The 22,458-nt window shown below is 54.6% G+C and carries 24 protein-coding genes and 2 tRNA genes; 14 read left to right on the top strand and 12 right to left on the bottom strand.

Annotated features, from left to right (window positions below; all coding sequences use genetic code 11):
• Window positions 1–373: 373 nt before the first annotated feature.
• On the bottom strand, window positions 374–1,522 hold the full coding sequence (locus tag SynMITS9220_RS06665; protein WP_255482954.1) for a phosphotransferase enzyme family protein: 1,149 nt from the start codon (window positions 1,520–1,522) through the stop codon (window positions 374–376).
• Between the two features lie 108 nt (window positions 1,523–1,630).
• Here SynMITS9220_RS06665 and SynMITS9220_RS06660 point away from each other — a divergent pair, with 108 nt between their 5' ends.
• Both SynMITS9220_RS06660 and SynMITS9220_RS06655 read left to right on the top strand, forming a co-directional pair.
• Entirely contained in the window at window positions 1,631–2,776 is a 1,146-nt protein-coding gene (locus tag SynMITS9220_RS06660) for a DNA repair exonuclease (protein WP_186988020.1), read from the top strand.
• Window positions 2,767–5,427 (top strand): AAA family ATPase, encoded by a 2,661-nt coding sequence (locus SynMITS9220_RS06655; protein ID WP_186988018.1) that lies wholly within the window; start codon window positions 2,767–2,769, stop codon window positions 5,425–5,427. Before SynMITS9220_RS06660 ends, SynMITS9220_RS06655 begins: the two co-directional genes overlap by 10 nt.
• Window positions 5,428–5,451: 24 nt before the next feature.
• On the opposite strand, the gene SynMITS9220_RS06650 is transcribed toward SynMITS9220_RS06655, so the two are convergent.
• Entirely contained in the window at window positions 5,452–6,993 is a 1,542-nt protein-coding gene (locus SynMITS9220_RS06650) for a hypothetical protein (RefSeq protein ID WP_186988016.1), read from the bottom strand.
• Between the two features lie 417 nt (window positions 6,994–7,410).
• Between SynMITS9220_RS06650 and SynMITS9220_RS06645 the strand changes: the two genes are divergently transcribed.
• Window positions 7,411–7,668, top strand: a complete 258-nt coding sequence (locus SynMITS9220_RS06645; protein WP_186988014.1) for a hypothetical protein — start codon at window positions 7,411–7,413, stop codon at window positions 7,666–7,668.
• Here the strand turns inward: SynMITS9220_RS06645 and SynMITS9220_RS06640 are convergent.
• Window positions 7,665–7,961, bottom strand: a complete 297-nt coding sequence (locus tag SynMITS9220_RS06640; RefSeq protein ID WP_115126160.1) for a SemiSWEET family sugar transporter — start codon at window positions 7,959–7,961, stop codon at window positions 7,665–7,667. The genes SynMITS9220_RS06645 and SynMITS9220_RS06640 overlap by 4 nt on opposite strands.
• Before the next feature lie 231 nt (window positions 7,962–8,192).
• Here SynMITS9220_RS06640 and SynMITS9220_RS13365 point away from each other — a divergent pair, with 231 nt between their 5' ends.
• The 4 genes from SynMITS9220_RS13365 to arsS all read left to right on the top strand — a co-directional run bounded on the left by SynMITS9220_RS13365 (window position 8,193) and on the right by arsS (window position 11,039).
• Entirely contained in the window at window positions 8,193–8,447 is a 255-nt protein-coding gene (locus SynMITS9220_RS13365; protein WP_255482952.1) for a glutathione S-transferase N-terminal domain-containing protein, read from the top strand.
• A 58-nt stretch (window positions 8,448–8,505) separates the two neighbouring features.
• A complete protein-coding gene (locus SynMITS9220_RS13360) occupies window positions 8,506–8,673 on the top strand; it encodes a hypothetical protein (protein ID WP_255482950.1) in 168 nt (55 codons plus the stop codon).
• Window positions 8,674–8,752: 79 nt separating this feature from the next.
• Window positions 8,753–9,967, top strand: coding sequence for a glucosylglycerol 3-phosphatase (stpA, locus tag SynMITS9220_RS06630; protein WP_115126474.1), 1,215 nt, complete (start codon window positions 8,753–8,755; stop codon window positions 9,965–9,967).
• 118 nt (window positions 9,968–10,085) lie between these two features.
• Window positions 10,086–11,039 carry an arsenosugar biosynthesis radical SAM (seleno)protein ArsS gene (gene arsS / locus SynMITS9220_RS06625; RefSeq protein ID WP_186988011.1) on the top strand — a complete coding sequence of 318 codons (954 nt, stop codon included), beginning with the start codon at window positions 10,086–10,088 and terminating at the stop codon, window positions 11,037–11,039.
• On the opposite strand, the gene SynMITS9220_RS06620 is transcribed toward arsS, so the two are convergent.
• Window positions 11,032–11,292, bottom strand: a complete 261-nt coding sequence (locus tag SynMITS9220_RS06620) for a cell division protein SepF (RefSeq protein ID WP_115126161.1) — start codon at window positions 11,290–11,292, stop codon at window positions 11,032–11,034. The genes arsS and SynMITS9220_RS06620 overlap by 8 nt on opposite strands.
• A 55-nt stretch (window positions 11,293–11,347) precedes the next feature.
• On the opposite strand from SynMITS9220_RS06620, the gene SynMITS9220_RS06615 reads away from it, so the two are divergent.
• A complete protein-coding gene (locus SynMITS9220_RS06615; RefSeq protein WP_186988009.1) occupies window positions 11,348–11,842 on the top strand; it encodes a hypothetical protein in 495 nt (164 codons plus the stop codon).
• A gap of 10 nt (window positions 11,843–11,852) precedes the next feature.
• On the opposite strand, the gene SynMITS9220_RS06610 is transcribed toward SynMITS9220_RS06615, so the two are convergent.
• The gene (locus SynMITS9220_RS06610) at window positions 11,853–12,305 is read right to left on the bottom strand and encodes a Fur family transcriptional regulator (RefSeq protein WP_067097274.1); all 453 of its coding nucleotides are present in this window, start codon (window positions 12,303–12,305) and stop codon (window positions 11,853–11,855) included.
• 301 nt (window positions 12,306–12,606) lie between these two features.
• Here SynMITS9220_RS06610 and SynMITS9220_RS06605 point away from each other — a divergent pair, with 301 nt between their 5' ends.
• Entirely contained in the window at window positions 12,607–12,819 is a 213-nt protein-coding gene (locus tag SynMITS9220_RS06605; RefSeq protein WP_067097271.1) for a hypothetical protein, read from the top strand.
• Here SynMITS9220_RS06605 and SynMITS9220_RS06600 read toward each other — a convergent pair.
• The 5 genes from SynMITS9220_RS06600 to SynMITS9220_RS06580 form a co-directional block, all read right to left on the bottom strand.
• Window positions 12,803–13,135 carry a hypothetical protein gene (locus SynMITS9220_RS06600; protein WP_231856467.1) on the bottom strand — a complete coding sequence of 111 codons (333 nt, stop codon included), beginning with the start codon at window positions 13,133–13,135 and terminating at the stop codon, window positions 12,803–12,805. The two genes, SynMITS9220_RS06605 and SynMITS9220_RS06600, sit on opposite strands and share 17 nt — an antisense overlap.
• A 378-nt stretch (window positions 13,136–13,513) precedes the next feature.
• On the bottom strand, window positions 13,514–14,218 hold the full coding sequence (locus SynMITS9220_RS06595) for an ROK family protein (RefSeq protein WP_186988005.1): 705 nt from the start codon (window positions 14,216–14,218) through the stop codon (window positions 13,514–13,516).
• A gap of 524 nt (window positions 14,219–14,742) precedes the next feature.
• Window positions 14,743–14,816, bottom strand: a tRNA-Pro gene (locus SynMITS9220_RS06590).
• A gap of 194 nt (window positions 14,817–15,010) precedes the next feature.
• Entirely contained in the window at window positions 15,011–15,403 is a 393-nt protein-coding gene (locus tag SynMITS9220_RS06585) for a response regulator transcription factor (RefSeq protein ID WP_186988003.1), read from the bottom strand.
• Between the two features lie 55 nt (window positions 15,404–15,458).
• Window positions 15,459–15,530, bottom strand: a tRNA-Lys gene (locus SynMITS9220_RS06580).
• Between the two features lie 197 nt (window positions 15,531–15,727).
• Between SynMITS9220_RS06580 and SynMITS9220_RS06575 the strand changes: the two genes are divergently transcribed.
• From SynMITS9220_RS06575 to crtH, 5 genes are read left to right on the top strand one after another with little or no spacing between them, the layout of a single operon-like run.
• Complete coding sequence (locus SynMITS9220_RS06575; RefSeq protein ID WP_186988001.1) at window positions 15,728–16,261, top strand: gamma carbonic anhydrase family protein; 534 nt, start codon at window positions 15,728–15,730, stop codon at window positions 16,259–16,261.
• 60 nt (window positions 16,262–16,321) lie between these two features.
• Window positions 16,322–16,444: a photosystem II protein Y gene (locus SynMITS9220_RS06570; protein WP_067097253.1), complete on the top strand. Its 123-nt coding sequence runs from the start codon at window positions 16,322–16,324 to the stop codon at window positions 16,442–16,444.
• 57 nt (window positions 16,445–16,501) lie between these two features.
• Window positions 16,502–17,878, top strand: a complete 1,377-nt coding sequence (trmFO, locus tag SynMITS9220_RS06565; protein WP_186987999.1) for an FADH(2)-oxidizing methylenetetrahydrofolate--tRNA-(uracil(54)-C(5))-methyltransferase TrmFO — start codon at window positions 16,502–16,504, stop codon at window positions 17,876–17,878.
• Window positions 17,859–18,812, top strand: coding sequence for a cation transporter (locus SynMITS9220_RS06560; RefSeq protein ID WP_186987997.1), 954 nt, complete (start codon window positions 17,859–17,861; stop codon window positions 18,810–18,812). The genes trmFO and SynMITS9220_RS06560 overlap by 20 nt, the downstream gene beginning before the upstream one ends.
• A gap of 28 nt (window positions 18,813–18,840) precedes the next feature.
• Window positions 18,841–20,391 carry a carotenoid isomerase gene (gene crtH / locus SynMITS9220_RS06555; RefSeq protein WP_255482944.1) on the top strand — a complete coding sequence of 517 codons (1,551 nt, stop codon included), beginning with the start codon at window positions 18,841–18,843 and terminating at the stop codon, window positions 20,389–20,391.
• Here the strand turns inward: crtH and SynMITS9220_RS06550 are convergent.
• Together SynMITS9220_RS06550 and SynMITS9220_RS06545 are read right to left on the bottom strand one after the other, a co-directional pair.
• Window positions 20,380–21,054, bottom strand: a complete 675-nt coding sequence (locus SynMITS9220_RS06550; protein WP_186987995.1) for a MarC family protein — start codon at window positions 21,052–21,054, stop codon at window positions 20,380–20,382. The genes crtH and SynMITS9220_RS06550 overlap by 12 nt on opposite strands.
• Window positions 21,054–22,448 (bottom strand): glutamate decarboxylase, encoded by a 1,395-nt coding sequence (locus tag SynMITS9220_RS06545; RefSeq protein WP_186987993.1) that lies wholly within the window; start codon window positions 22,446–22,448, stop codon window positions 21,054–21,056. The genes SynMITS9220_RS06550 and SynMITS9220_RS06545 overlap by 1 nt, the downstream gene beginning before the upstream one ends.
• Window positions 22,449–22,458 lie beyond the last annotated feature (10 nt).

Here is a 22,458-nt window from a genome sequence, read left to right as displayed (position 1 = left end):
GGCTTGATTTTTGCAGGCTGATCCAATGCATTGTTAATCAGCCAAGATCTGAGTGATTTTTGGTTGTCAATATGGCTGAAACTTATAGCGCTGACTTTGGCGGATCAGTAGGCAGACGTTTTGCGCCACATGGGAGTGGGGTTGACTGTTTCCATCCTGTTGATTCTTGATGGCATCCTCAGTAGCCCATTCCCTTGACCTGATTCGCAGGTGATTGGTAGCAAGCTTATACTTTTTGGCAGAAAGATCTTGTTTGTCGGGGGATGTCGCAAAGGAGCAGCTACAAGAGCTTTGGTTTTTCCTTGTCGTTATATCCGTTGGTCAAGATGTTTGTTTTATTCTCTTTGGTACACTCCTAGTGAGTGCCTAAGGCTTAGCGTTCTTGCGATAATTCTTCGATCAGGTTGTTGAGATCTTTCCATTGATTCTCGATCGATCGTGTGAGCGCAAACTGAACTTCAGCACGGTCGAGATTGTGCTGAGGCCTTGATGTTCGGAAGTAGCGGTCTCCCGACAGATGATCTGTGAGAAATCGGATTCCAAGCTCAAGTGGAATCAGGCGAATGCAATCAGGTAGGTAGCGGAAATCCTCTGGCGTGAGGAATGATCGACCGATCGACAGATATCCCTCAAGGATCGCGCGGCAAAGGTTGAGATCAAAGCTGACCTTTCCTGCATCGAGAGTCTCCTCGCCCAATCTGTTGCAGCAGGAACGCAGACAGTCGCCGATGTCGTAATGAACCAGTCCAGGTTTCACCGTGTCAAGGTCGATCAGACCGACGGCCTGTCCGGAGGCGTTATCGATCATCACGTTATTGATCTTGGGATCTCCGTGGATCGGTCGTCGTTTCAGTTCACCTCGTGCGCAGGCCTGCTCAAGAACATCGATCCCTTGTCTTCGCTCCTCGATGAAGGAGACGGCCTGAGTGGTGCGATAGCTGATCTGATCATTTGATCTGGAGAACACCAGGTCGAATTCAGCCAGGTAAGCCGGCGCAATGTGGAAATTCTCAAGCGTGTCTGCCAGTTCGTCTGTGGCCAGATCACTGATCAGGTGGTGAAACATCCCCAACCCGTAGCCCAGCTCACGGGCATGAAGGTCGTCTTGGATGACATCCGTTGTGGTGGCGGCACCGATGTGGGTGATAGACCTCCAGAACTCACCCTGATGTTCCACCCAGTGCCCATCGGCATCCAGGGTCGGCAGAACTTTGGGAACCTCCCAGCGACGACCCAACAGTTCTGGCGGTTGTTGTGCAAGACGCTGCTCAACGTGGCTGCCCAGTTTCAGCAGATTGCGCATCACCAATTCAGGTTGTTCGAACACCTCAGTGTTCAGGCGCTGCATCACGAAGGCTGATCGTGATGCGCTGCGATTGAGTGTCACCAGAAATGTGTCGTTGACATTTCCAGACCCGAGCTGGCTGATTCCATCGATCTGTTCCGGTGGATGGAACAGACCTGCAATGGTCTCCAGGATCGAATTGGAGCTGGAGAGCGGGGAGGACACGGCGAATCGCATGGGTCTCATCACGAAACATGCCGTCTTTGTTGCCCTTTGCCAGCAATCAGTGTGCGGAAAATCAGGCGGGAACGCGGCAGCATGGTGATCGTTGTCTGAACGGCACCGGTGCCACGAATTCTTCACACCGCTGACTGGCAGATCGGCAAGCCCTATCGCTGGATTGAAAATTTTCAGAAACAGGCTCGTTTGCAGCAGGAGCGCGTTGATGCCGTTCTGAGGATTGCTGCAGTGGCAAGCCAGGAAGAGGTGGACGTTGTGCTGGTTGCCGGTGACCTGTTCGACTCGAGCACGGTGGCTGCTGCCATGGTCATGGAGGTGCTGGAAGCGGTGGGATCGATCCCATCACCTGTGGTCGCGATCCCTGGAAACCACGATCACGGTGGTGCCGGAGGGATTTGGAGGCGTGAGGATCTCCGCCGGCAGATGCAGCAGCGTGCTGGCAACCTTCAATTGCTGCTCAAGCCGGAACCGGTTGATGTTGCGGGTGTCACTCTTCTGCCATGCCCCCTGCAACGACAGCGGATGAGCCAGAGTCCTTCTCTCTGGCTCGATCAGCTCAACTGGACGCAACTCGATCCGGTGAAACCGCGCGTTGTTCTGGCCCATGGCTCGGTGCAGGGTTTCGGTGGTGAAGGCCAGGTCAATCAGCTTTGCCTCGAGTCTCTGCCCCGTGATCAAATCGATTACATCGCCCTTGGCGACTGGCATGCGCTGATGGAGGTTGATCGCAGAACCTGGTATAGCGGCACACCGGAACCCGATCGTTTCCCCACCGGGCCCGATGACTTGAGATCACAGGTTCTCGTGATTGATGTGGAGAGGACCCAGCCGCCAACGGTCATGGTGAAACCCACGGGCCGTCTGCGCTGGCACCGGATCACCATGACCCTCAACGGCGATGCCGATCTGGCCCGGCTTGAGCAAACACTGGTCGAATCCGTAGGCAGTCGTGTGGGTCGCGATCTGATGCGGCTTGAACTCAACGGACAACTTGGTCTGCAGGGGCATCTCCAATTGGAGGAACGCCTGGCGCTGCTCGGGGAACAGCTTCTTCACCTCCGCCTGCGAGGCAAGCTGCACCGTCAACCAACCGCGCAGGAGAGGGATGAGCTGCTGCTTCGGATGGATAGTCCCCTGGTCAGCTCCATTGCGGCAGGTCTTCAGGACGAGCTTCAAAGCAGTGCTGATCCTCTGGTTGAACAAGCCTTGATCGAGTTGCACCGTCTCTGCTCCATGGATCCATGCGCCTGATTCGTTGCCGACTGGAAAGCATTCGCCGGCATCGAGCTCTTGAGGTGTCCTTTGCTCCTGGGCTGACCTTAATTGGAGGTGCCAATGAATCCGGTAAAAGCTCGCTTGTGGAGGCGATGCACCGCGCATTGTTTCTGCGTGCTTCTGCCACGGGAGCGGCAATTCGTGATCTGCGCTCGGCCACACATGCAGGTCATCCCCAGGTCGAGATCGACTTCGATGCTGCTGGGCATCGTTGGTCGTTGTTGAAATGTTTTAGCGGTGCCGGCGGAACCAGCCGCTTGAGTCGAGCAGGTCAGAAGGCTTTGCTCGGTGGCGATGCCGAGGATCAGCTGGCTGTTCTTTTGGGAGTCGAGGAGATCATCGGTAGCCGTCAGGTGAACCGTGTTTTACCCACCCGTTGGGCTCACCTCTGGGTGATGCAAGGACTGGCCGGTCGCAATCTGCTGGATCTCAGCGGCGAGCACTATGACCTCAAGGGATTGATCACTGCTCTGGAAGGCCAGGCTGAGCAATCTCTGCAGTCGCCGATGGATCAGCAGGTCTACAACCAGCTTGAGCAACTTGTGGCCTCCAGCCTCACCAGTCGGGGCGTGAAACAAAACAGTGAACTCTGGAAACGCCGGCGGGACGTTCAACAAGCTTCAGAGCAACAAGCCGAAGCACAGGAGCGACTGCTCAGTTATGAAGCAGCCTGCATCGAGCTTGACGCCAATGAGCAGGCTCTTGATCAGCTGGAGTGCCGTGCACCGGAAGTGCAGAAGCGACGTCGACAGCTTCTCGCTCTCAAGGATCTGCAACAACGGCTGGCTCCTCTTCGTCTTCAGCAGAGCCAATGGCAACAACAACTCAATGCTCTGAGTCGTCTGATCAAGGAAATCCAGGCTGCTGAAACGGCGATGAAGGCGTTGCGACAGGAGCTCAAGGTCATGAACCAGTCCGCCGAGACCACTTCCAGCACACTCGTTGATCAACGACGTGCGTGTGAACAACTCGACCTGAAGCGTCAGACGCTTGAAGAGCGTGGCCATGCACTACGACGTCGTCAGGACCAGGAACGGATTGAACAAAGGATCCTGGACATGCGTCGGCACAAGGAACAACGCGCCAAATTCGAACAGCAGCAATCCCAGCTCAAGCAACAGCTGACGGCACTGCCAAGTCGCGATGCCAACGATTTGGCGGCTCTTCAAGCTCAGCAAACACAGCTCCGTGAGTTGGAGATCCGTCTTCAAAGCATGGCATCGCGAGTCGAATTGCAATCCTCGAACATGACTGTGCGCCTCGATGGCGAACAGCTCGGGATTGGCGACGTTGCTGAAAGGACTGGTGCTTTTCGGCTTGAAGTGGGTGAAGACGTCACCCTGTTGGTCAGTCCTGGAGAAGGGACCGGCCTTTCAGCACTGATGGCCGAGAGGACACAGTGTCGGTCTCTGTTGGAGCAGAAGCTCAAGCTCTGGGGTGTCAACAGCCTCGAGGCTGCTGAGGCTCTGTTGCAGACGCGCACGGAGCTTCAACAGCAGCTTGTTGTTCTCGATGCACGTCTTCGCCAGCTCATGGAGCAGCAGAGCAACCTGAAGGGTGATCAAGACCTCGAACAACTCGATCAGCAGCTCGCTGAGCTGCGACAACATCCAGTTGATCCGGAGATTGTTGTTGAAGACGACCTTGCGAAGGCTTTGGACGACTGCCGCCAGAGTTATCAATCGGTTCAGCAACAGGTCCGATCACTGCGTGAGGACTGTGAGCGCGTGGAACGTGAACAGAAGGGTTTTGCCAAGACGCTTCAGGATCTCCAAATTCGACTGGAGCGCCATGAGGCTCAGCATGCCCAGCAGCTTCAGCAACAACACGAGATCGAATCGCGGCATGGCTCATCGCAAACTATCGATTTTGAACTCAAGAAGGTCACGCATCAGTGTGCGCTGTTGCAGGACCAACTGCTCGAGCTGAGCGACGACTGTGGTTTGGCCTCTGGCACCGAGGTGGAGACATCACTTGCTGAGCTGGATGATCGTGAGCTGAAGCTCAATCGTCAACGCACCGATCTCAATCGTGAACGGGGTTCATTGCTCGAGCGCTGTGAACGTCTCGGAAGCCGTGAACTCCATGCCGAACTTGAGGAAACGTCCAATCGTCTTGAGCTCGCTCAACAGGCAGAAGAACAGGAAACCCAGCTGGTTGAGTCACGGGTTCTGCTTCTCAATCGGTTCCAGGACGCGCGTGCGGACCTTTCACGTCGTTACTCGTCACCATTGAGAACCAGCATTAATCGTTTCATTGCTCCGTTTCTGCAGCATCCCGGCGACAGCTCTGAGCTGCGTTTTGATGCCAGCGACGGCCTGAAGGATCTGCGACTTCAGCGCTCAGGTCAGAGCCTCGAGTTTTCACAACTCAGCGGAGGACTCAAGGAACAGCTCAACGCAGCTGTTCGCTTAGCAATCGCCGAGGCTCTGCGAGATGGTCATGACGGCTGTCTCCCTTTGTTGTTTGATGACGCCTTTACCAACAGCGATCCCTCGCGACTTGAAGCGGTTGGGAGCATGCTCCGGCAGGCCGTTGATCTGGGTCTTCAGGTGGTGCTTTTCAGTTGTGACCCGGATCCCTACCGAGAGATTGCTGATGCGGTGATCGACCTCGACGATCACTGATTGGTTGGATTTGGATGATCGAATTCAGAGTGCGTTTTCGATCACGTTCATGGCTTTTAGATAGGCCGGTGGTTCATCGGCTGTGTCCTGTTCCTCGATGCCGTTGTCATCCCGAATCAAGCGGCGGGCGTTATCAGCAATCACAGCATTCACCAACAAATCCATCGCTTCAGGCTGGTCAAGATTCTGGAGTGCCTCTGCGTACCGCCGGCTGTGGGTGGGTCGCACCGACTCCTGGCAGTAATTGGAGAGCTCACGGCTTTCGGTCATCACCGAAAACGCCACATCTTTGGTGGTGGAATTGCCATAAATAGCCATGTAGAGCAGATTCACCATCGATGCGTCGTGCACGGGAATGGCGTATTTGCGCACGATCTGTGGCCAGTAGCGCAACGACTTGAGACCTTCCAGGCCTCCTTTACGCAGGCCTGCCTGTTCGCACCAGTTCTCGAGCTCTTCCATCGAGTGCGGACAGCGCTTTTCGTCGAGCATGTGCTCTGCCAACACCTGACCTGCATGGAAATTTCGGGTCGGTGTGCCGGAAACCGGCAACATCATGCTGCCGCGTACGTCAGCCACCATGGCGGTGAGTTGCGCAAAGGTGTGATCGCGCACCTTCTCCATATCTCCCCCGCGCACTAAAGCCGCTTCGATCCTTTGAACGCCATAACCGAGCTCCGTCAGTGCAAAAGGCTGACGGTTGTAAAGCCTCTGGCGATTGCGCCGAGCCATGGAAACCGTTGCCGCTTGGTCCAGACACTGGTCAAGCAGAAGCGTCAGCAGAGTTGGAAGCACTCCAGGGTTGTCCTGGTGATAGGCATAACCAAACCCGGCGAACACCGACGACATGTTTTTCGCTGCCTTGATGTACTGCCCCTCAATGTTGTGAACCCCTGCTGAAACCTGAATGTTCGGCGACAGTCGATCCAGCATTCGCGCTCCCAGGAGCGCTGTCAGTGCGTTGGGATGGCAGAAATTGGCCGTGAAGCTGTCGAGCGGATTGCGCAGGGCGCCATGACGGTGAAAGCCTGAGAAAAAGCCCAGGCTTGGGACTTTTTCACACAACACATACGACTCGTTGATCAGGTTGTCATGACTGAATGATCCGGCCAGGCAGGCCAGAACCACGTGTTGCCGACCCAATTGATCCCGCAGTTGAATCGCTTCGATCAGGTCTTCTTCAACATGATTGCTGTTGGCACTGAGCACAACCAGCTCACAGCGTTTGAGCAAGTCAGCCAGGGTGTTGGGCTGACGTACACCCCCAACTCGATGGCTGCCCATGCGTTCCATGACCGCCACATGCTTCGGGTCCATGCCGTCGAGGGCCGACTGCGTGAACGCACCGAGAAGCTCGCGATCGGGTCGGGGTGCCAGCAGCAGATTCTCTTCGTCCTTCTGCTGCATGGCACAGTTGTAGGCAAGGGAAGCGGGATAGAGCCCTACGCTGTAAAACCCGACCTTTCCGGTTTCCAACTCCCAGACCCGCTGTCGCAGCTGATCCCTGTCGAGGCTTGGAGGAAAGAATCCGTTTGAGTTCAACAGTGCTGCAGTACTGAGACTCATTGCAATGAAGGGGAGGATGAGGTGAACAAAGAATGGAAAGCTTGGGATGGCAGCCGAGTTACACCGCTTTCTTTGGAAGGGTCATGAGTTCGGAGCAAACCGTTGGATCAGCCGGTTCAACCTCAGCATTGATCCATTATCTGCTCTCAGGTCAGGGGGAGCTTCGCTCATGCTGCAGGCACGATGGCTGAAAACACCAGCCGACAATCTCATTCCCCAAGTTTGTGAATGGTTTGTCTGACGACAGATGGAAGAATCGATTGGTTGAGATGTGCATCATTGAAGACTGACTTTGCGTTGATAATCGAATGCTGTGCGTCAGAGAGCTCCAGAGAATGTTGCTTTTGTTCGAGAGATCATGATGTTGATGGCTTATCCTTATTTCAAGACCTAATGCCTTTGTTTAGATTCTGAGCGATGAATAGCCAGGAAATGGAGAACGAAATTCGTGCTCTGCTCGGAAGCGGGCGGATTGGATCGTTGGAAGGTCTTTTGGTGGATTCGGCGGATTGGGGAGTCAATATCAGGATGACATTAAATGAAAATTTTGTCGAAGTTGATTTGATTAAAAACTGGGATGGATTTGAAATGATTTTGCTTGATGATCAAAATCGTAGTTCTATCCAGATTGATGAGCTCAAGGATATTCTTCAAGTTTTAAAAAGTCACTATTAATCCTCTTGTGACACTGTTTTGCTTCCGTTTTCGAAGCTGAACTTCATTGCCAAGATTGCCAGGTTAAGTGTCAATGTGAATGCATTTGCGATCATTACCGGTTTGGCGTCTGTCTGGACCCCATAAACCACCCAGCAAAAACAGCCTGTGCTGAACGTGAGCAGCAAAGCATAAGAAACGTCTTTGGCAGATCGCGTTTTCCATGTTTTGATCACTTGTGGCAGAAATGCGATTGTTGAAAGTGTTGCTGCTGCGAAGCCGAATATTTCAGACGAACTCAAATCTAATGTCATACGAAAAATGTTCGTCGGTCAATGTTGAAGCTTTTAGTATAGCTGAATTGTTCAATTGTATGAAGCCTAAGAGCACGGAATCACAGGATCAGTTTTTGTCAAGACATCCTCAGAACTAATGGCGATCTTTCAGGCAGCTTGAATCTGGGCTAGCCCGTTGCCAGCATCATCCACAAGTGATGTGATCCGCTGGCTTTAAAGCTTTTCGGCGGTCCAAGAACATGAGCACGCATGCCCCGCTGGTTCATGGAAATCAAAGCGATCAACCATGAACTGGTTGAACTGGACCTGCAGTCAATTCACGACCGCCATGCTGATTTCCTTGGCATCAACCCATTTGGAAAGCTTCCTGCTTTGATCGACAGTGATGTCCTGCTTGAGGATGGATCTCCACTCAAGTTGTTCGAAAGTGGTTCAATCCGTTTGCATCTTGCCGAGACTCATAGCTGCGGCCTCATGTGCATGATTCGTTTCCTCCAGTCGTGAACGTGAATTTGCACGACTCATGGAGGTGTTCAATCATTAACTAAATCCTGAGCGTCCTTTGGTTGGCGATTGCTGGGGTGCTGCTGAGTTCGCTGTTGAGGTCCATCTCAGTGACCTGCCATTGTTTTTCCCAGAGCTTGATCTCAGCCTCTATCCGGAGATTCAGGCTGTGATTGATCGCACCCATCTCCAGCCTGCCTTCAGGTTGGTCATGGGTTTTGCCTGAAGTCTGATCATCGTTCCGCTATTCGATGATTGGCGATTCAATCGCTGCATGGGAGGGTGAGAACCAAGCTCGCGACAGCATGGTTGGGATGGATCTCGCTTCACTGCATCAGGAACTCGTTGCCAGTCCAGACCTTTTGATCGTGCAGGACCTTGACGGGGTCTGCATACCTCTGGTGAAGGATCCACTCACCCGGAGCCTTTCTGCGGATTATGTGTATGCCGCTGCTCGATTACGTGGCAGTTTTGTGGTTCTGACCAATGGCGAACACGAAGGTCATCGCGGCGTCAATCGCCTTGTTGAGAAAGCACTCGGTGACAGTGAAAAGGCCCGAAGTCAAGGTCTCTATCTCCCCGGGCTCGCTGCCGGTGGTGTGCAGCTGCAGGATGAATTCGGCAACGTCACGCATCCAGGAGTCAGTGAGGCTGAAATCAGCTTCCTGGCATCGGTTCCCGGGCGGATGAAGGCACTGATGTGTTCCATGCTCCCTGCCTTGATGCCGGAATTGAGCGATCAGGAGCTATCCGTTGAGGTTGATCTGGCGGTTCTAGATACTCAGCTCTCACCAACCATCAATCTCAACCACCTGTTCAGTCGAATCCCTGACGATGTTGAGCATCAGCGCCAATTGCAGTCAATGCTGGAGTCGCTCATGCAGCAACTGATGGCGATGGCCGTTTCCGAAGGGCTTCACGACTCCTTCTTCCTGCATGTTGCGCCGAATCTCGGGCGTGATCCCCTTGGCTGTGAACGGCTCAAGCCTGCCGTTAAGGGAGATGTTGGCAGTACCGATATCCAGTTCATGTTGCGAGGAGCCATCAAGGAAGCGGGATTGCTGGTGTTGATCAATCGCCACATCGCAGCACGCACAGGCAAGGCACCTCTCGGTGAAGCGTTCAACGTCAGAACAGCACCCAATGACCATGAAGCACTGCTGGCTCTCTGCAAGCAACGGATACCTCGTGAACAGATGCCTCACCTCGTCGGCGTTGGTGACACTGTTACTTCAACGATCAATCCTTCTGGAGAAGGCTGGTTGAGAGGAGGCAGTGATCGAGGCTTTCTCACTCTCCTTCAGGAACTCGGATGCAGCTTTGGACGTCCAAACCGGGTGGTGCTTGTCGACAGCAGTGGCGGAGAGGTTGACCGACCGTCGTTGACCGATGGCTCTCTCGCTGGGATCAGTGACCCTGAGGATCCTCTGCATTTCGATGTCTGCATTCCTGGCGGTCCCAAGGCCTATGTGAACTGGTTCACCGCTTTGTCGGAAACTCGGACCGAACGCACACCCTGAAACATCCTTGCCAGATTGATCTCGGTGTATGCCCTGATCGTTGAACAGTCGCCTGCCTCACTTTGCGGGTGATTCGCCAGAATTCCAACAGGTCACGGCTTCAGATCGCACCCCGACGTTGACATCAACCTTTCCCGAAACACTGAGGTTCCCCCCCGTTCGCCGAGGCAGATTGACCACTCTGCAGGTCAACCTCGGCTATCGATGCAATCAGAGCTGCAGTCACTGTCATGTGAATGCCGGCCCCTGGAGGAAGGAAATGATGGCTGGGGAGCTCATTGATCTGATTCCTGAGGTGCTCGCTCGCCTGGGTCTTCGTTGTCTTGATCTCACCGGTGGTGCACCGGAACTGCATCCTCAGTTTCGTGAGCTTGTTACGGCGGCCAGGGCTCTTGGCGTCGAAGTGATCGATCGCTGCAATCTCACGATCCTCAGCGAACCCGGACATGAGGATCTTGCTGAATTCCTGGCTGTGATGGGTGTGAGGGTGGTTGCATCTCTGCCCTGTTACGAACAGGAGAGGGTCGATCTACAGAGAGGCCAGGGGGTCTATGAGCGCAGCATTGCAGGTTTGAAGCAGTTGAATCGGTTGGGATACGCCCAACCCGGATCACCCTTGCAACTGGATCTGGTGTTCAACCCTTCAGGCCCTTCCCTTCCTCCGGCTCAGGAATCCCTTGAGGCCCAATACAGGCAGGCCTTGTCGTCTAGCCACGGGATTACGTTCTCTCACCTACTCACGATCACCAACATGCCGATTCAGCGATTCGCGCGAGATTTGCAGCATCAGGGTCAGCTCGAGCCGTACCAGCAGATCTTGCGTGAGGCCCATCGACCGGAAAATATTGCTGCGGTCATGTGCCGAAGCCTGATCAGCGTGAGCTGGACCGGAGCGCTCTACGACTGCGATTTCAATCAGCAATTGAATCTTGCATCCAACGCTGGCCCTCGAGTGCTCGCTGATCTACTCAGCGCTGCGGATGGACTGATGGATCAACCGATTGCCGTCGCAGACCATTGTTTTGGGTGTACGGCTGGCAATGGATCCAGCTGTGGTGGTTCTCTTAGTTAAGAGTGACCTGAACGCCAGCTGGCGTGAACAGGAACACATGCTCCCCGAGCCGATGTTCCTCACCGTCGACGGCCCTCACGCCACCGGACACGAAATCAGCGGTGCGTTGTGCCTGGGCGATCTCCATGGACGTGAGATCAAGCACCACTGTTCTTTGACTGCGAACAGCCAGAACAGCTGCCATCCCCTCCGTCACGTCTTGCGGACGGATCACAAGCAGTTCCCGTAATTGCTCTGGAGTGAATTGATTCATTACTCTCAGCCTGGCGAGGCTGGAGGAAAGTCGCAGCAACCGTCACCATGCAGAGATGACTAAATCTTCCTCACCTGATTCGGCGCCAGCTCATTGCGGCAGTAAGCCCAAACGCCTGGCTGTTGGAATTGCCCCACTCGGCACTGTTTCGATCGGAATCGTGCCGATGGGCGTGATTTGTATCGGCATCGTTCCGATGGGGGTGGTCTCCATCGGTGTGGTCGCTATGGGCGTGATCAACCTCTCCATTGTGGGAATGGGACTGCTGGCAATCGGTGCCAACACCATGGGGGTCTGGACGATTGGACCGATGAGCATGGGTTTGGTCCAGATGGGTGGGCGCGGCAGCCATGATCACAACGGCCACAATCACAGCAGCCCCAACCACAACAGCAATTCTCTCGCTGAGTCAGAGGACGATCCACGCTTGCTGGCTTTCCCAACCAAGGCTGAAGCTGAAGCACAGGCCAAGCTGATTGGCTGTGAGGGAGTCCACCAGATGGGCAGTCACTGGATGCCTTGTTCCGAGCATTCAACGGGCCATCACTAGGAAGCCCTGATCAACGGCATGCAGGGCAGATGCCACGCACATTCAGGCTGGAATCGATCAGTTCAAAATCGAATTGCTTGCAAGCATCACGCCCTGCCTGAAGGACAGGCTCATTTTCAAATTCTTCCGTACGGCCGCAGCGCACGCAGACAAGGTGATGGTGGTGAATGTGTTCTTCATCCGCCAGCTCAAAACGACTTCCTCCATCTCGAAGTTCCAGCTCCTGAAGAAAATCCATCTCCACCAACAACCGCAGGGTGCGGTAGATGGTTGCCAGCGAGACCTTCGACTGATTGTCCACAAGCTGACGGTGGACCTCTTCTGCACTGAGATGACTACCACTGCCGATCTGTTCAAACAGGTCCAGCACCAATCGCCTCTGCGGCGTCATCCGACGCCCTTCCTGGTGTAGCCCCTTCTTCAGAGTTCCGGTCGCTTCAGCAGAAGAGGTTGCAGGCGACATGCAAACGGAATGCAGTGTTTCTCAATAGTACGCACTATTGAGAGTCAACACCAGTGCTCGTTGACGAGTTGTTTTCACCTTTGGCTGGTCGCAAGCGTGACTTCTGATACGAATCGCCAGTCGAGCTGTGACGTCAACTGCCAATGGATGCGTTTTAGGGCTGATCTTTGCGGAACCTCATGCCGATTGATCTGACATTGGCCTTAACAAGCCTCAACAGCCCGTCGAGGTTCAAGCCGGCAAACCCGATAGGCTGACTTGCCGTTCGATGAAAAGAGTGTCGGTCTCCTGGTCGGTGCTAATGCGCTTCGTCGCGAGCGGCCTTTTCTTGTTGGCTCATGGACTGCTGGTGCTTGAACACATCGCACTGGGAACAGCACTTCACGGCGTTGCCGAAGTCTTTCTTGCTCCCTGGGCGTTGCGTCACCGTGCTTGGGACCTGATTGTGATTGGGTTGATTTTCTGCGTTTTTGACCTGTGGGGAACCCTGAGATTGATCAATGTGCTGGGTTGAGCGTCACAGACTCCATCCACCAACGGGCCACGCGTCCAGCTTGATTGGGTTGAGGCGCTGGCACCGTGACCACCACGAGCCGCTTGTTGCTCCGTTGGTAGTCGTAACGGCAGTATCCAGCACCTGTTCCTGAGCAGGACGCCAGTGACGACAGTTGATTGCCCGCCAGCTTCTGCTCAAAGGTCTGTACTTGTCCTTCAGGAGCAGGATTCCAGCCTGTGGAAGTCAGGGTTTGGTCGACAACCAAAATCGATTGCCCTGCCTGCAATTCAGGTGGACGTTGCTCTGCTTTGAGATCAACCCAGATCCCGGACATGATGAGTCCGGAAAAAACCAGCAGCCAGCGCATAACCGAGCCCGTTTACTCAGGCATAGCCATGGATCTGCTTCGAATGCCACGCTTCAGCGTTGATCCTGTTCGGCCTCCCTGGCTCCAACGACCAGAGCGGCGAAAAACGGCAGAACCGCAAGGGCTGTGAGAATTTCCACCAGTGACCTTCGTGTACAGGGAAGCTTGCGCTGTGTAAAGGATCGCTGTGGTTTCAACAGTTACCAGCGCAACCAGAACCCACAGCAGCTCCTCGTGATTCACCGGCTCGGTTCGGGACAACAATCAGGCCGACAGAACGATCGCCTGAGCAAATGATTGGTGACCAGTCAGTTCATCACACATCGATGATTCGCGAAGAATCAATCAGTTGCCTTCCCATAAAAAATAACCACCTAACACACCAGCTTTGTTGGAATGCAACATCACGTCGTTTGATAACTCCGCTTCTTTCAGAAGCTTGCTGTTGCCACCACCCAAGTGCAAAAAGTCCCAGTTCCAGATGTGCTTTGTTGTTGATATGACTTTTTTAACACGCTGAATCCACTTCTCTTTGCCAATCTCTTCAAGTGCCGGTCTGCCGATATAGTCTTCATACGTCTTTTTCTTTTTAAACAAATGATGGGCAAGTTCCAGGTTGGGTACCAGGCGTCCATCAAGAAACAAGGCTGATCCCATTCCTGTGCCAAGGGTCAGCACCATTTCAACACCCTCTCCGGAAACACATCCATATCCCTGTACATCTGCGTCATTGGCAACTCGAGTCGGTTTTTTTAGGCGCTGTTCCAGTTGAGCGGCAAGGTTAATGCCTAACCAATGGGTGTCTAAGTTGGCAGCCGTTTCAATCATTCCATTGCTGACGACGCCAGGGAAGCCAACGGCAACACGATCAAATTCGGGCACTTTGCTGGTCAACTCTTGAATGACCCCAAGAATTGATTCCGGGGTTGCAGGGTGAGGAGTTTCTTGCCGTTGTCGATCACACAACTCACTTCCTGTGGGGTCAAGAACAATGAGCTTGACACCTGTGCCGCCAATATCGATACAGAGAGTGTTGGCTGATGATTTCATTCTTGCGCTTAATATGAACGATAGTCTATGTCTGAAAACTCAGCTTTTCAATCATTTCAGGTTTTGTCGAAATTGCGTTTGAAACTATCGATAGCCCGAGCCTTTGGCCTAGGTCCACGGCTGAGGCTGATTGTCAAGGTTTGTCGATCTTGATGGGTCCTTTCTTGTCGATCAGAAAGAGTTCTATGCTCTAAAAATAAAACTAGACGGTCTTTGGTTGGCTTGACAAGATTGCTGTCAGCTGATTGATGGTTTTATGTAGCGCTTGTATTGCTTGTGAATGAGGTATCTAGAAAGCTGACGTCTCGCAGTCTCTTTGGAGGCCATCAGACCGCTGTTGATCGCTCCACTTGGTTTTTCTTGCGCGTCAATGTGATCTTGGATGGCTCGCGCGTAGAAAGATCCTGCCACTAGAGCCAGAGATATTTCACAGATCACGGCGATCGTTTTCAAGAATTTTCCAAGGTCGTCTCTGGAGCAAACAAAACTCTGCTTTGCGCTCTCGTTTGAATTTCGCTCATCAATCGGGGCGACAGGATTCGAACCTGCGACCTAGTGCTCCCAAAGCACCCGCGCTACCAAGCTGCGCCACGCCCCGTTACCCCCGCATAGTAGTCGTTGGAGGTCACGACCCCCATCCGCTTCAGCATTGCCGATTGATGTCTTCGCTGAAACCACACTGATTGTTTGCTAACCACATCCTTCAGATTGCTCAATCGGATAGTTCGAACAGAGCCCAAATGGGTTGTTGACGATTGCTAGCTTCAACGAATGGATCGAATATCGCTTGATTCAAGCCATGTCATTGCTGTTCCGTGGCTTGATGAGGTATCGATCGAGCAGTTCAGGAAGTCGCTCAAACAGATCTGACTTGATGATGTAATCAGTCGCTCCATTATCGATAGCTTCTTGTCGTTTGGCCTCGTCATTGAACGAAGTAACAAGAAGGACCGGAATTTTTTCTGCGCGCTGATTGAGATGTCGAAGGCAGGTCAGTCCGTCCATGACCGGCATCATGAGATCAAGAAGAATCAGGTCAACCTTCTCAACATCTAAACAATCGAACAGTTCCTGGCCGGTGCTGCATGCGAGAGGCTGAACGCCTTCATCGAATAACTCTTCGGCAATCAGACTGCGAAGACGTGGATCGTCATCGAGGAAAGCAACCTGTGGTTTGCCATCCATGTTCAACCCTGGCCAATGACACCAATCATGACCGGGAAAGAGGCTGTCGGTGAAATGGGTCGCCTGAGATTCGAACTCAGGACCAATCGGTTAAAAGCCGAGTGCTCTACCGCTGAGCTAGCGACCCCCCTTGAGCCGGAGCAAGCGATCCGGAACAGGCTGTGCCTTCAAGCACCCAAGAAAAATATCACCCTGACGAACCATCGTCCATGAGCTCCCCGGAATCCATTTGTGCCTCAATTGGCATGACCATCAGTGCCAGATCTGGTCAGTTGCTGATCTCACCCGCTTAAATCAGCGCTTCGAGTTCAGGACTGTGAACTGATGGCTGGTTCGTCCACTCCAGAGCCGTTGAAGATCGGTTCGCCAAGGATTGATCCTCAGGCTTGGGTTGCTGAAAGTGCCGTGGTGATGGGTGATGTTGAGATTGCAGCAGGTGCGAGTCTTTGGCCAACTGCCGTGGCAAGAGGCGACATGTCGTCCGTCGTGATTGGACCGCACAGCAACGTGCAGGACGGTGCCGTTCTGCATGGTGATCCGGGATCACCCGTGTTGATCGGATCTGATGTCACCATCGGCCACCGGGCCGTGGTGCATGGGGCCACCCTTGAAGACGGTTGTCTGATTGGAATCGGAGCCATTGTTCTCAATGGCGTCACCGTTGGCGCAGGTGCTCTCGTTGCCGCAGGAGCGGTTGTGACCCGAGATGTTCCCCCACGCAGCCTGGTGGCAGGGGTTCCGGCTCAGGTGAAACGTGAGCAGAGCGATGCGGCAGTGCTCGAGCAGAGGCACCATGCGCTCCACTACGCGCAACTGGCTGCACGTTGGGCTGAAATGCTGCAAAACCAAACGGACTGACCTTTTTAAGCCTTCGCTCGACTCACATTCATTAGGATCACCCGACCATCCCTAAAAACCATGGACCTTCGTGTCGTCGTCGTGGCAGCTCCGATCCTGATCGCCCTGGGTTGGGCTGGTTACAACATCAGCCGTGCTGCGATCGGTCAACTGCAGATGATGCTCAAGCGCGGAGAAGCTTGAGTCTTTCCAGTCGGTTCTGAACCGATCGATAGGTTGAGATCGGTTCATTGAGATCTCTTGGGAGTCAGATCCGTCATCGTCATTGGTGCTGGCTTGGCCGGTACAGAAGCTGCTTGGCAGATTGCACAAGCAGGGGTGGCGGTTCATTTGGTCGAAATGCGACCTCTGAAACGATCTCCTGCACATCACAGCAGTGAATGTGCAGAGCTTGTCTGCAGCAACAGTTTCGGGGCCCTGAGCAGTGATCGAGCAGCAGGCCTTCTTCAGGAAGAACTGCGCAGACTCGGCTCACTGGTGATTCGAACCGCTGATGCCCATGCGGTACCCGCAGGCGGTGCACTGGCTGTCGATCGTGGTCGCTACAGCGCTGCCTTAACGAAAATTCTTGAGCAACATCCTCTGGTCACGTTCGAACGTCGTGAACAGATGTCCCTCCCCGATTCTGACCAGATCACTGTTCTGGCGACAGGACCGCTGACCAGCGAATCACTGGCGAATGATCTTCGTGAGTTCACGGGCCGTGATGACTGTCATTTCTTTGACGCTGCCAGTCCGATCGTCGACGGTGACAGCATTGATATGGAGAGGGCTTTTCGAGCCAGCCGTTACGACAAGGGAGACGCGGATTACATCAATTGCCCGATGGATCAGCCTCAGTATCTCGACTTTCGCGCAGCGCTTCTCGAGGCTGAGCAAGCGGAACTCAAGGACTTTGAGAAAGACAGCGCCACATTTTTTGAAGGTTGCTTGCCGATCGAGGAACTTGCACGACGTGGTGAAGACACCATGCGCTACGGACCTCTTAAGCCGATTGGCCTCTGGGATCCACGTTGGGGAGATGTCAACGATCGCGATGTGCGACGTGCCAAACGCGCTTACGCCGTGGCCCAGCTGCGTCAGGAGGACAGAGACGGTCGACTCTGGAACCTGGTGGGCTTTCAGACAAATCTCAGGTGGGGAGAACAGAAAAGGGTTCTTCGCATGATTCCCGGGCTTGAACAGGCTGAATTCGTGCGTTTTGGCGTGATGCATCGCAATACCTTTCTCGAGGCCCCTGAGCTGCTTCAGCCCACGCTTCAATTTCGAGGGCGTCAACGCCTGCTCGCTGCGGGCCAGATCACTGGTACAGAGGGGTATGCCGCTGCAGTGGCTGGAGGCTGGCTGGCGGGGACCAATGCCGCCCGTCTGGCTCTAGGTCGCCCCACGTTCGATTTGCCTCCCACCTGCATGATTGGCGCGCTGACGCACTTCATCAGTGAGGCACCATCGGGCAAATTTCAGCCGATGCCCCCCAACTTTGGCTTGTTGCCCGTTCTGCCTGAAAAAATCAAAGACAAGCGCCGCCGCTATGGCGCTTACAGGGACAGAGCCCTGAACGATTTGCTGTTAGCAACAAAGAAGCAGGAGTCTGTTGATGTCGCCTGTCCGGCCTGAAGATCGGCTGATTGAGCGCCGTTCCCTCAAGATCGGCGTCTACGCCAGCGCACTGATGGCGATAGCTGGGGTCGCTGTTCACGTGATTTCAGGCTCCTACGCCCTGCTTTTGGATGGCCTGTATTCAGCGGTCATGGTCGGTTCGGGTCTTGTGGCCGCAAGGATCAGTCGCAACGTGGTTCGACCGCCAGATCGTGCCTATCCCTTTGGCTACGACGGGCAGGAAGCGTTGTATGTGCTCTTCCGTTCTCTGCTGCTGATGGGGGTGCTCTCCTTTGCGGCGATCTCAGCTCTCAGCACCGTGATTGATTACGCCTATGGGGTTGAAGTCAGCTCTGTTCGGCTCGGACCCGTCGCTTGGTATTCCATTGCCATGGTGGCCACATGCTGGGGCCTGGCCTGGCGCCATCATCACGACTGGTGCCGTACAGGGCGGCACTCGCAGATCCTGCTCACCGAAGCCAAGGCTGCGCGACTGGATGGTTTGATCAGTGGTCTGACCGGCTTGGCTTTGCTCGGGTCACCGTTGCTCAACGGCACCATGCTGTCTGGCTTGATTCCAGTCACCGACTCCTTACTGGTCTTGGTGGTCAGTCTTCTGGTGTTGCGTGAACCGTTGCAAGGGTTCCTCATCGCTTTAGGGCAAGCAGCAGGTGCTTCGGCTGAGACTGATCTCATCCGCAGTACCCGGTTGGCCCTGGAAGATCTGCTGGCAGGACTGTCCTGCTGGCTTCTTGATCTCACGGTTTATCAGGTCGGTCGCACGGCTTTTGTGGTTGTTTATTTGAATCCAAGTCAACCGATGGATGGCGGCGCCATTGATCTGATCCGTGATCGCATTCAGGAGCGATGCCAGTCCTTGCTGGCCTGTCCTGTGCGAACGGAGGTGATCCTGACAGCAACGCCACCCTTCGCTGCGGCCGGTGTTCCCTAGGGTTTAAATCTGCAGCAATTTCTCAGGTGTGGCCGTGAGCTCAAACCCAGACTGGGATGTGATTGTGATCGGTTCCGGCATTGGAGGGCTGGTGACCGCATCTCAGCTGGCTGCCAAAGGCGCCAAAACCATTGTGCTTGAGCAGTATCGGATTCCTGGTGGTTCTGGTGGCAGCTTTCAACGCAAGGGTTACACCTTTGACGTGGGTGCCTCGATGATCTTTGGCTTTGGCGAGCATGGGCACACCAATCTGCTCACAAGAGCCCTTGCCGATGTGGGGCAGCGCTGTGAAACGGTGCCTGACCCGGTGCAGCTTGAGTATCACCTGCCCGATGGTCTGACCATGGCAGTGGATCGAGATTACGAGGGCTTCATCGCTCGTATGAGCGCCAGATTTCCCCATGAGGCAGGGGGGATCAGGGCCTTTTACGACACCTGCTGGCAGGTCTTTCGCTGTCTCGATGCCATGCCGCTTCTCTCTCTTGAAGATCCGGCCTACCTGGCAAAAGTTTTCTTTAGAGCCCCACTCGCCTGTCTGGGACTCGCACGCTGGCTTCCCTTCAATGTGGGCGATGTGGCGCGCAAACACATCCAGGATCAGGACTTGCTGCGTCTGATCGATATGGAATGTTTCTGCTGGTCGGTGATGCCAGCTGATCGGACACCGATGATCAATGCAGGTATGGTTTTCTCCGACCGCCATGCCGGTGGCATCAATTACCCGAAGGGTGGTGTCGGGACAATCGCCGAGAAGCTGGTGGCAGGGCTTGAAGCCCACGGCGGAACGATCCGCTACAGAGCTCGTGTTGAAAAGGTGCTCATCGAGCAAGGTCGTGCCGTTGGTGTGGAGCTTTCCGATGGCGAAGAGCTGAGGGGCAAGCGCATTGTGAGTAATGCCACCCGCTGGGACACCTTCGCTGGTGAAGGTTCACCCGACAGCACTCTGGTTACGAAAGACCACACCCCTTCCGCCGAATCCACTTGGCGTCGTCGCTATCAACCATCAAGTTCGTTTCTGTCGGTTCACCTCGGGGTGAAGGCTGATGTTGTCCCTGAGGGCTTCCACTGTCATCACCTGCTCTTGGAGGACTGGAATGAGCTTGAAGCCGAGCAGGGAGTGATCTTTGTGTCGATTCCAACGTTGCTGGATCCATCCCTGGCCCCTGAGGGGAGACACATCGTGCATACCTTCACCATGAGTGATATCCAGCACTGGGACGATCTCAAGCCCAAGGACTACAGAGCTAAAAAGCAGCACGACGCCTCTCGGCTGATTGAGCGACTGGAGTTCATCCTTCCGGGTTTGTCGCAGGCCATCGAACTGCAAGAGGTGGGTACCCCCCGAACCCATCGCCGATTCCTTGGCCGGATGGGTGGTTCCTATGGGCCGATCCCGGCAGGTCGACTGCCTGGTCTGCTGCCCATGCCGTTCAACCGAACAGGATTGAACGGTCTGTATTGCGTGGGCGACTCCTGTTTTCCTGGCCAGGGTCTGAATGCCGTGGCATTCAGTGGCTACGCCTGCAGTCATCGCATCGGAGCTGATCTCGGTCTCAACCCTTGGGCCCTACCCCAGTGAAGACATCGCAGCATTGCGAAGGTTGAGGTAGATCGCCCCAAGACCCTTGGTGAGAAACTCCACGCCAATGGCCAGGGTGAACAGGCCCATCAGCTTGATGAAGATCGTCAGCCCCACCTCGCCGAGCCAAGCCATGATCCGGCTGCTGAAGCGGAAGATGGCGGTGTTCACCAGCACCAGGATCACAATCGCGCCCAGCAGGTTGAGCGCGGTGCCACTGCGGTAGGCCGTTTCGGCAAACAGCACCACCGCCGACAGCGTTCCAGCACCAATGGTGAGCGGAATACCGATCGGCACCACCGCCGCGGAATAAAACTGTGCATCGCTGGGATCTGGCCGAGGCGGAGTAAGACTTTGTGCTGCAGTGTCAGTGGGCACTGGCGTACGCGAATTCATCATCTCCAGGCCAACTCCTCCCAGCAGAAGCCCACCGGCTATCTGAAAGGCACTGACTGAGATCCCAAAAAAATCGAGGATCCACGTACCCACCAGCATGAACAACACCAGGGTGATGAAGCAGGCCAAACTGCTCATCAGAATGAGGCGTTTCACCTTGGCGCGAGGCATGCCCTGGGTGTGAAGCAGAAAGGCTCCCAGCGCCGAAATGTTGTTGCCGATGGCCAGCAAACCAATCAGATAGTGCTGAAACGAGCTGATGTTCATCAGTGGTGAAAAGGCCTGTGTTCGGGGTTGGGATCAGGCATCGGGGTGCTCAGCTGTTGGAACCAATCCACGGCGTTTTGCAGATCTTTCAGCAACAGATCCGCCATGTCACGTGTGAAACCAGCCCGGATGACCAAGCGCAGCACTGCTAAATCCTCACAGGCCGCCGGCATGGTGTATGCGGGAACCTGCCAGCCACGAGCTCGTAAGCGCTCAGAAAGCTGGAACACCGTCCAGGTGTCCAACGAATCGTCGAGGGTGACTGCAAACACTGGCAACTGCCCTCGTGGGTGGCTTAATAACTTGAGCGGTGGCATCGCTGCAATTGAGTCAGCGACATAAGAAGCCGTTTCCTCAAGACAGGCCATGCGCTGGGAGTAGCCCTCATGACCCAAATGGATGAAGTTGAAATACTGCGCCACCACCTGGGCTCCTGGACGTGAAAAGTTCATGCCAATGGTTGGCATCTGGCCACCCAGGTAATTGACGTTGAAGCGAAGCTCCTCGGGGAGGTCGGCCTGGTCGCGCCACAGCACCCATCCCACTCCAGGCAGAACACCTCCATATTTATGGCCGCTGGTGTTGATTGACTTCACACGGGGCAGGCGGAAATCCCAGAGCAAGTCAGGTGAATTGAAGGGCGCCACAAAGGCCCCAGAGGCACCATCGACGTGGATGGGAATGTCAAGGCCAGTGCGTTCTTGCAGCTGATCGAGCTCCTTCTGGATGGCCTCAATCGGCTCATAGCTTCCGTCAAAGGTGCTTCCCAACACACCAACAACGCCAATCGTGTTTTCATCGCATGCCGCTGCAGCTCCTGCGGCTGTCATTTGCAGGTGTTCACGCGAAATCGGCACCATGCGTGCTTCAACATCGAAGTAGGCGCAGAACTTGTCCCAACAGATCTGGGTGTTGGTACCCATGACCAGATTTGGTCGTCGATCATCCAGGCCTTGGGCGGTTCGGCGTTGACGCCAATGCCAGCGCAACACCATGCCTCCAAGCATGCAAGCTTCGCTGGAGCCCGTGGTGGATGTGCCAACGGCAGCTTCAGGATCCGGTGCATTCCAAAGACGCGCCAGCATTTTTAGGCAGCGGTTTTCAAGTTCGGCGGTCTGGGGATATTCGTCTTTATCGATCATGTTTTTCTCGGCACATTCGCGCATCAGATGCAGCGCTTCAGGCTCCATCCAGGTCCCGACAAATGTGGCCAAATTGAGCATGGCATTGCCATCCAGCATCAAATGGTCGTGGATGAGCTGATATGCCAGATCAGCGTGCAAGCCATGCTCCGCTAATTGGTGTCTAGGCAATACAGTTTCTCGCTGATTGCGCTGATGGAGGCGGTGGCCAAGGGTGGTGTCGAGGTCTAGGCCAGAGCGAGAAGTCTCCATGTGGAATGCA

The organism is Synechococcus sp. MIT S9220 (genome assembly GCF_014304815.1).
In the GTDB taxonomy this organism is placed as follows: Bacteria; Cyanobacteriota; Cyanobacteriia; order PCC-6307; family Cyanobiaceae; genus Synechococcus_C.
This window is presented reverse-complemented; position numbering and strand designations above follow the sequence as displayed.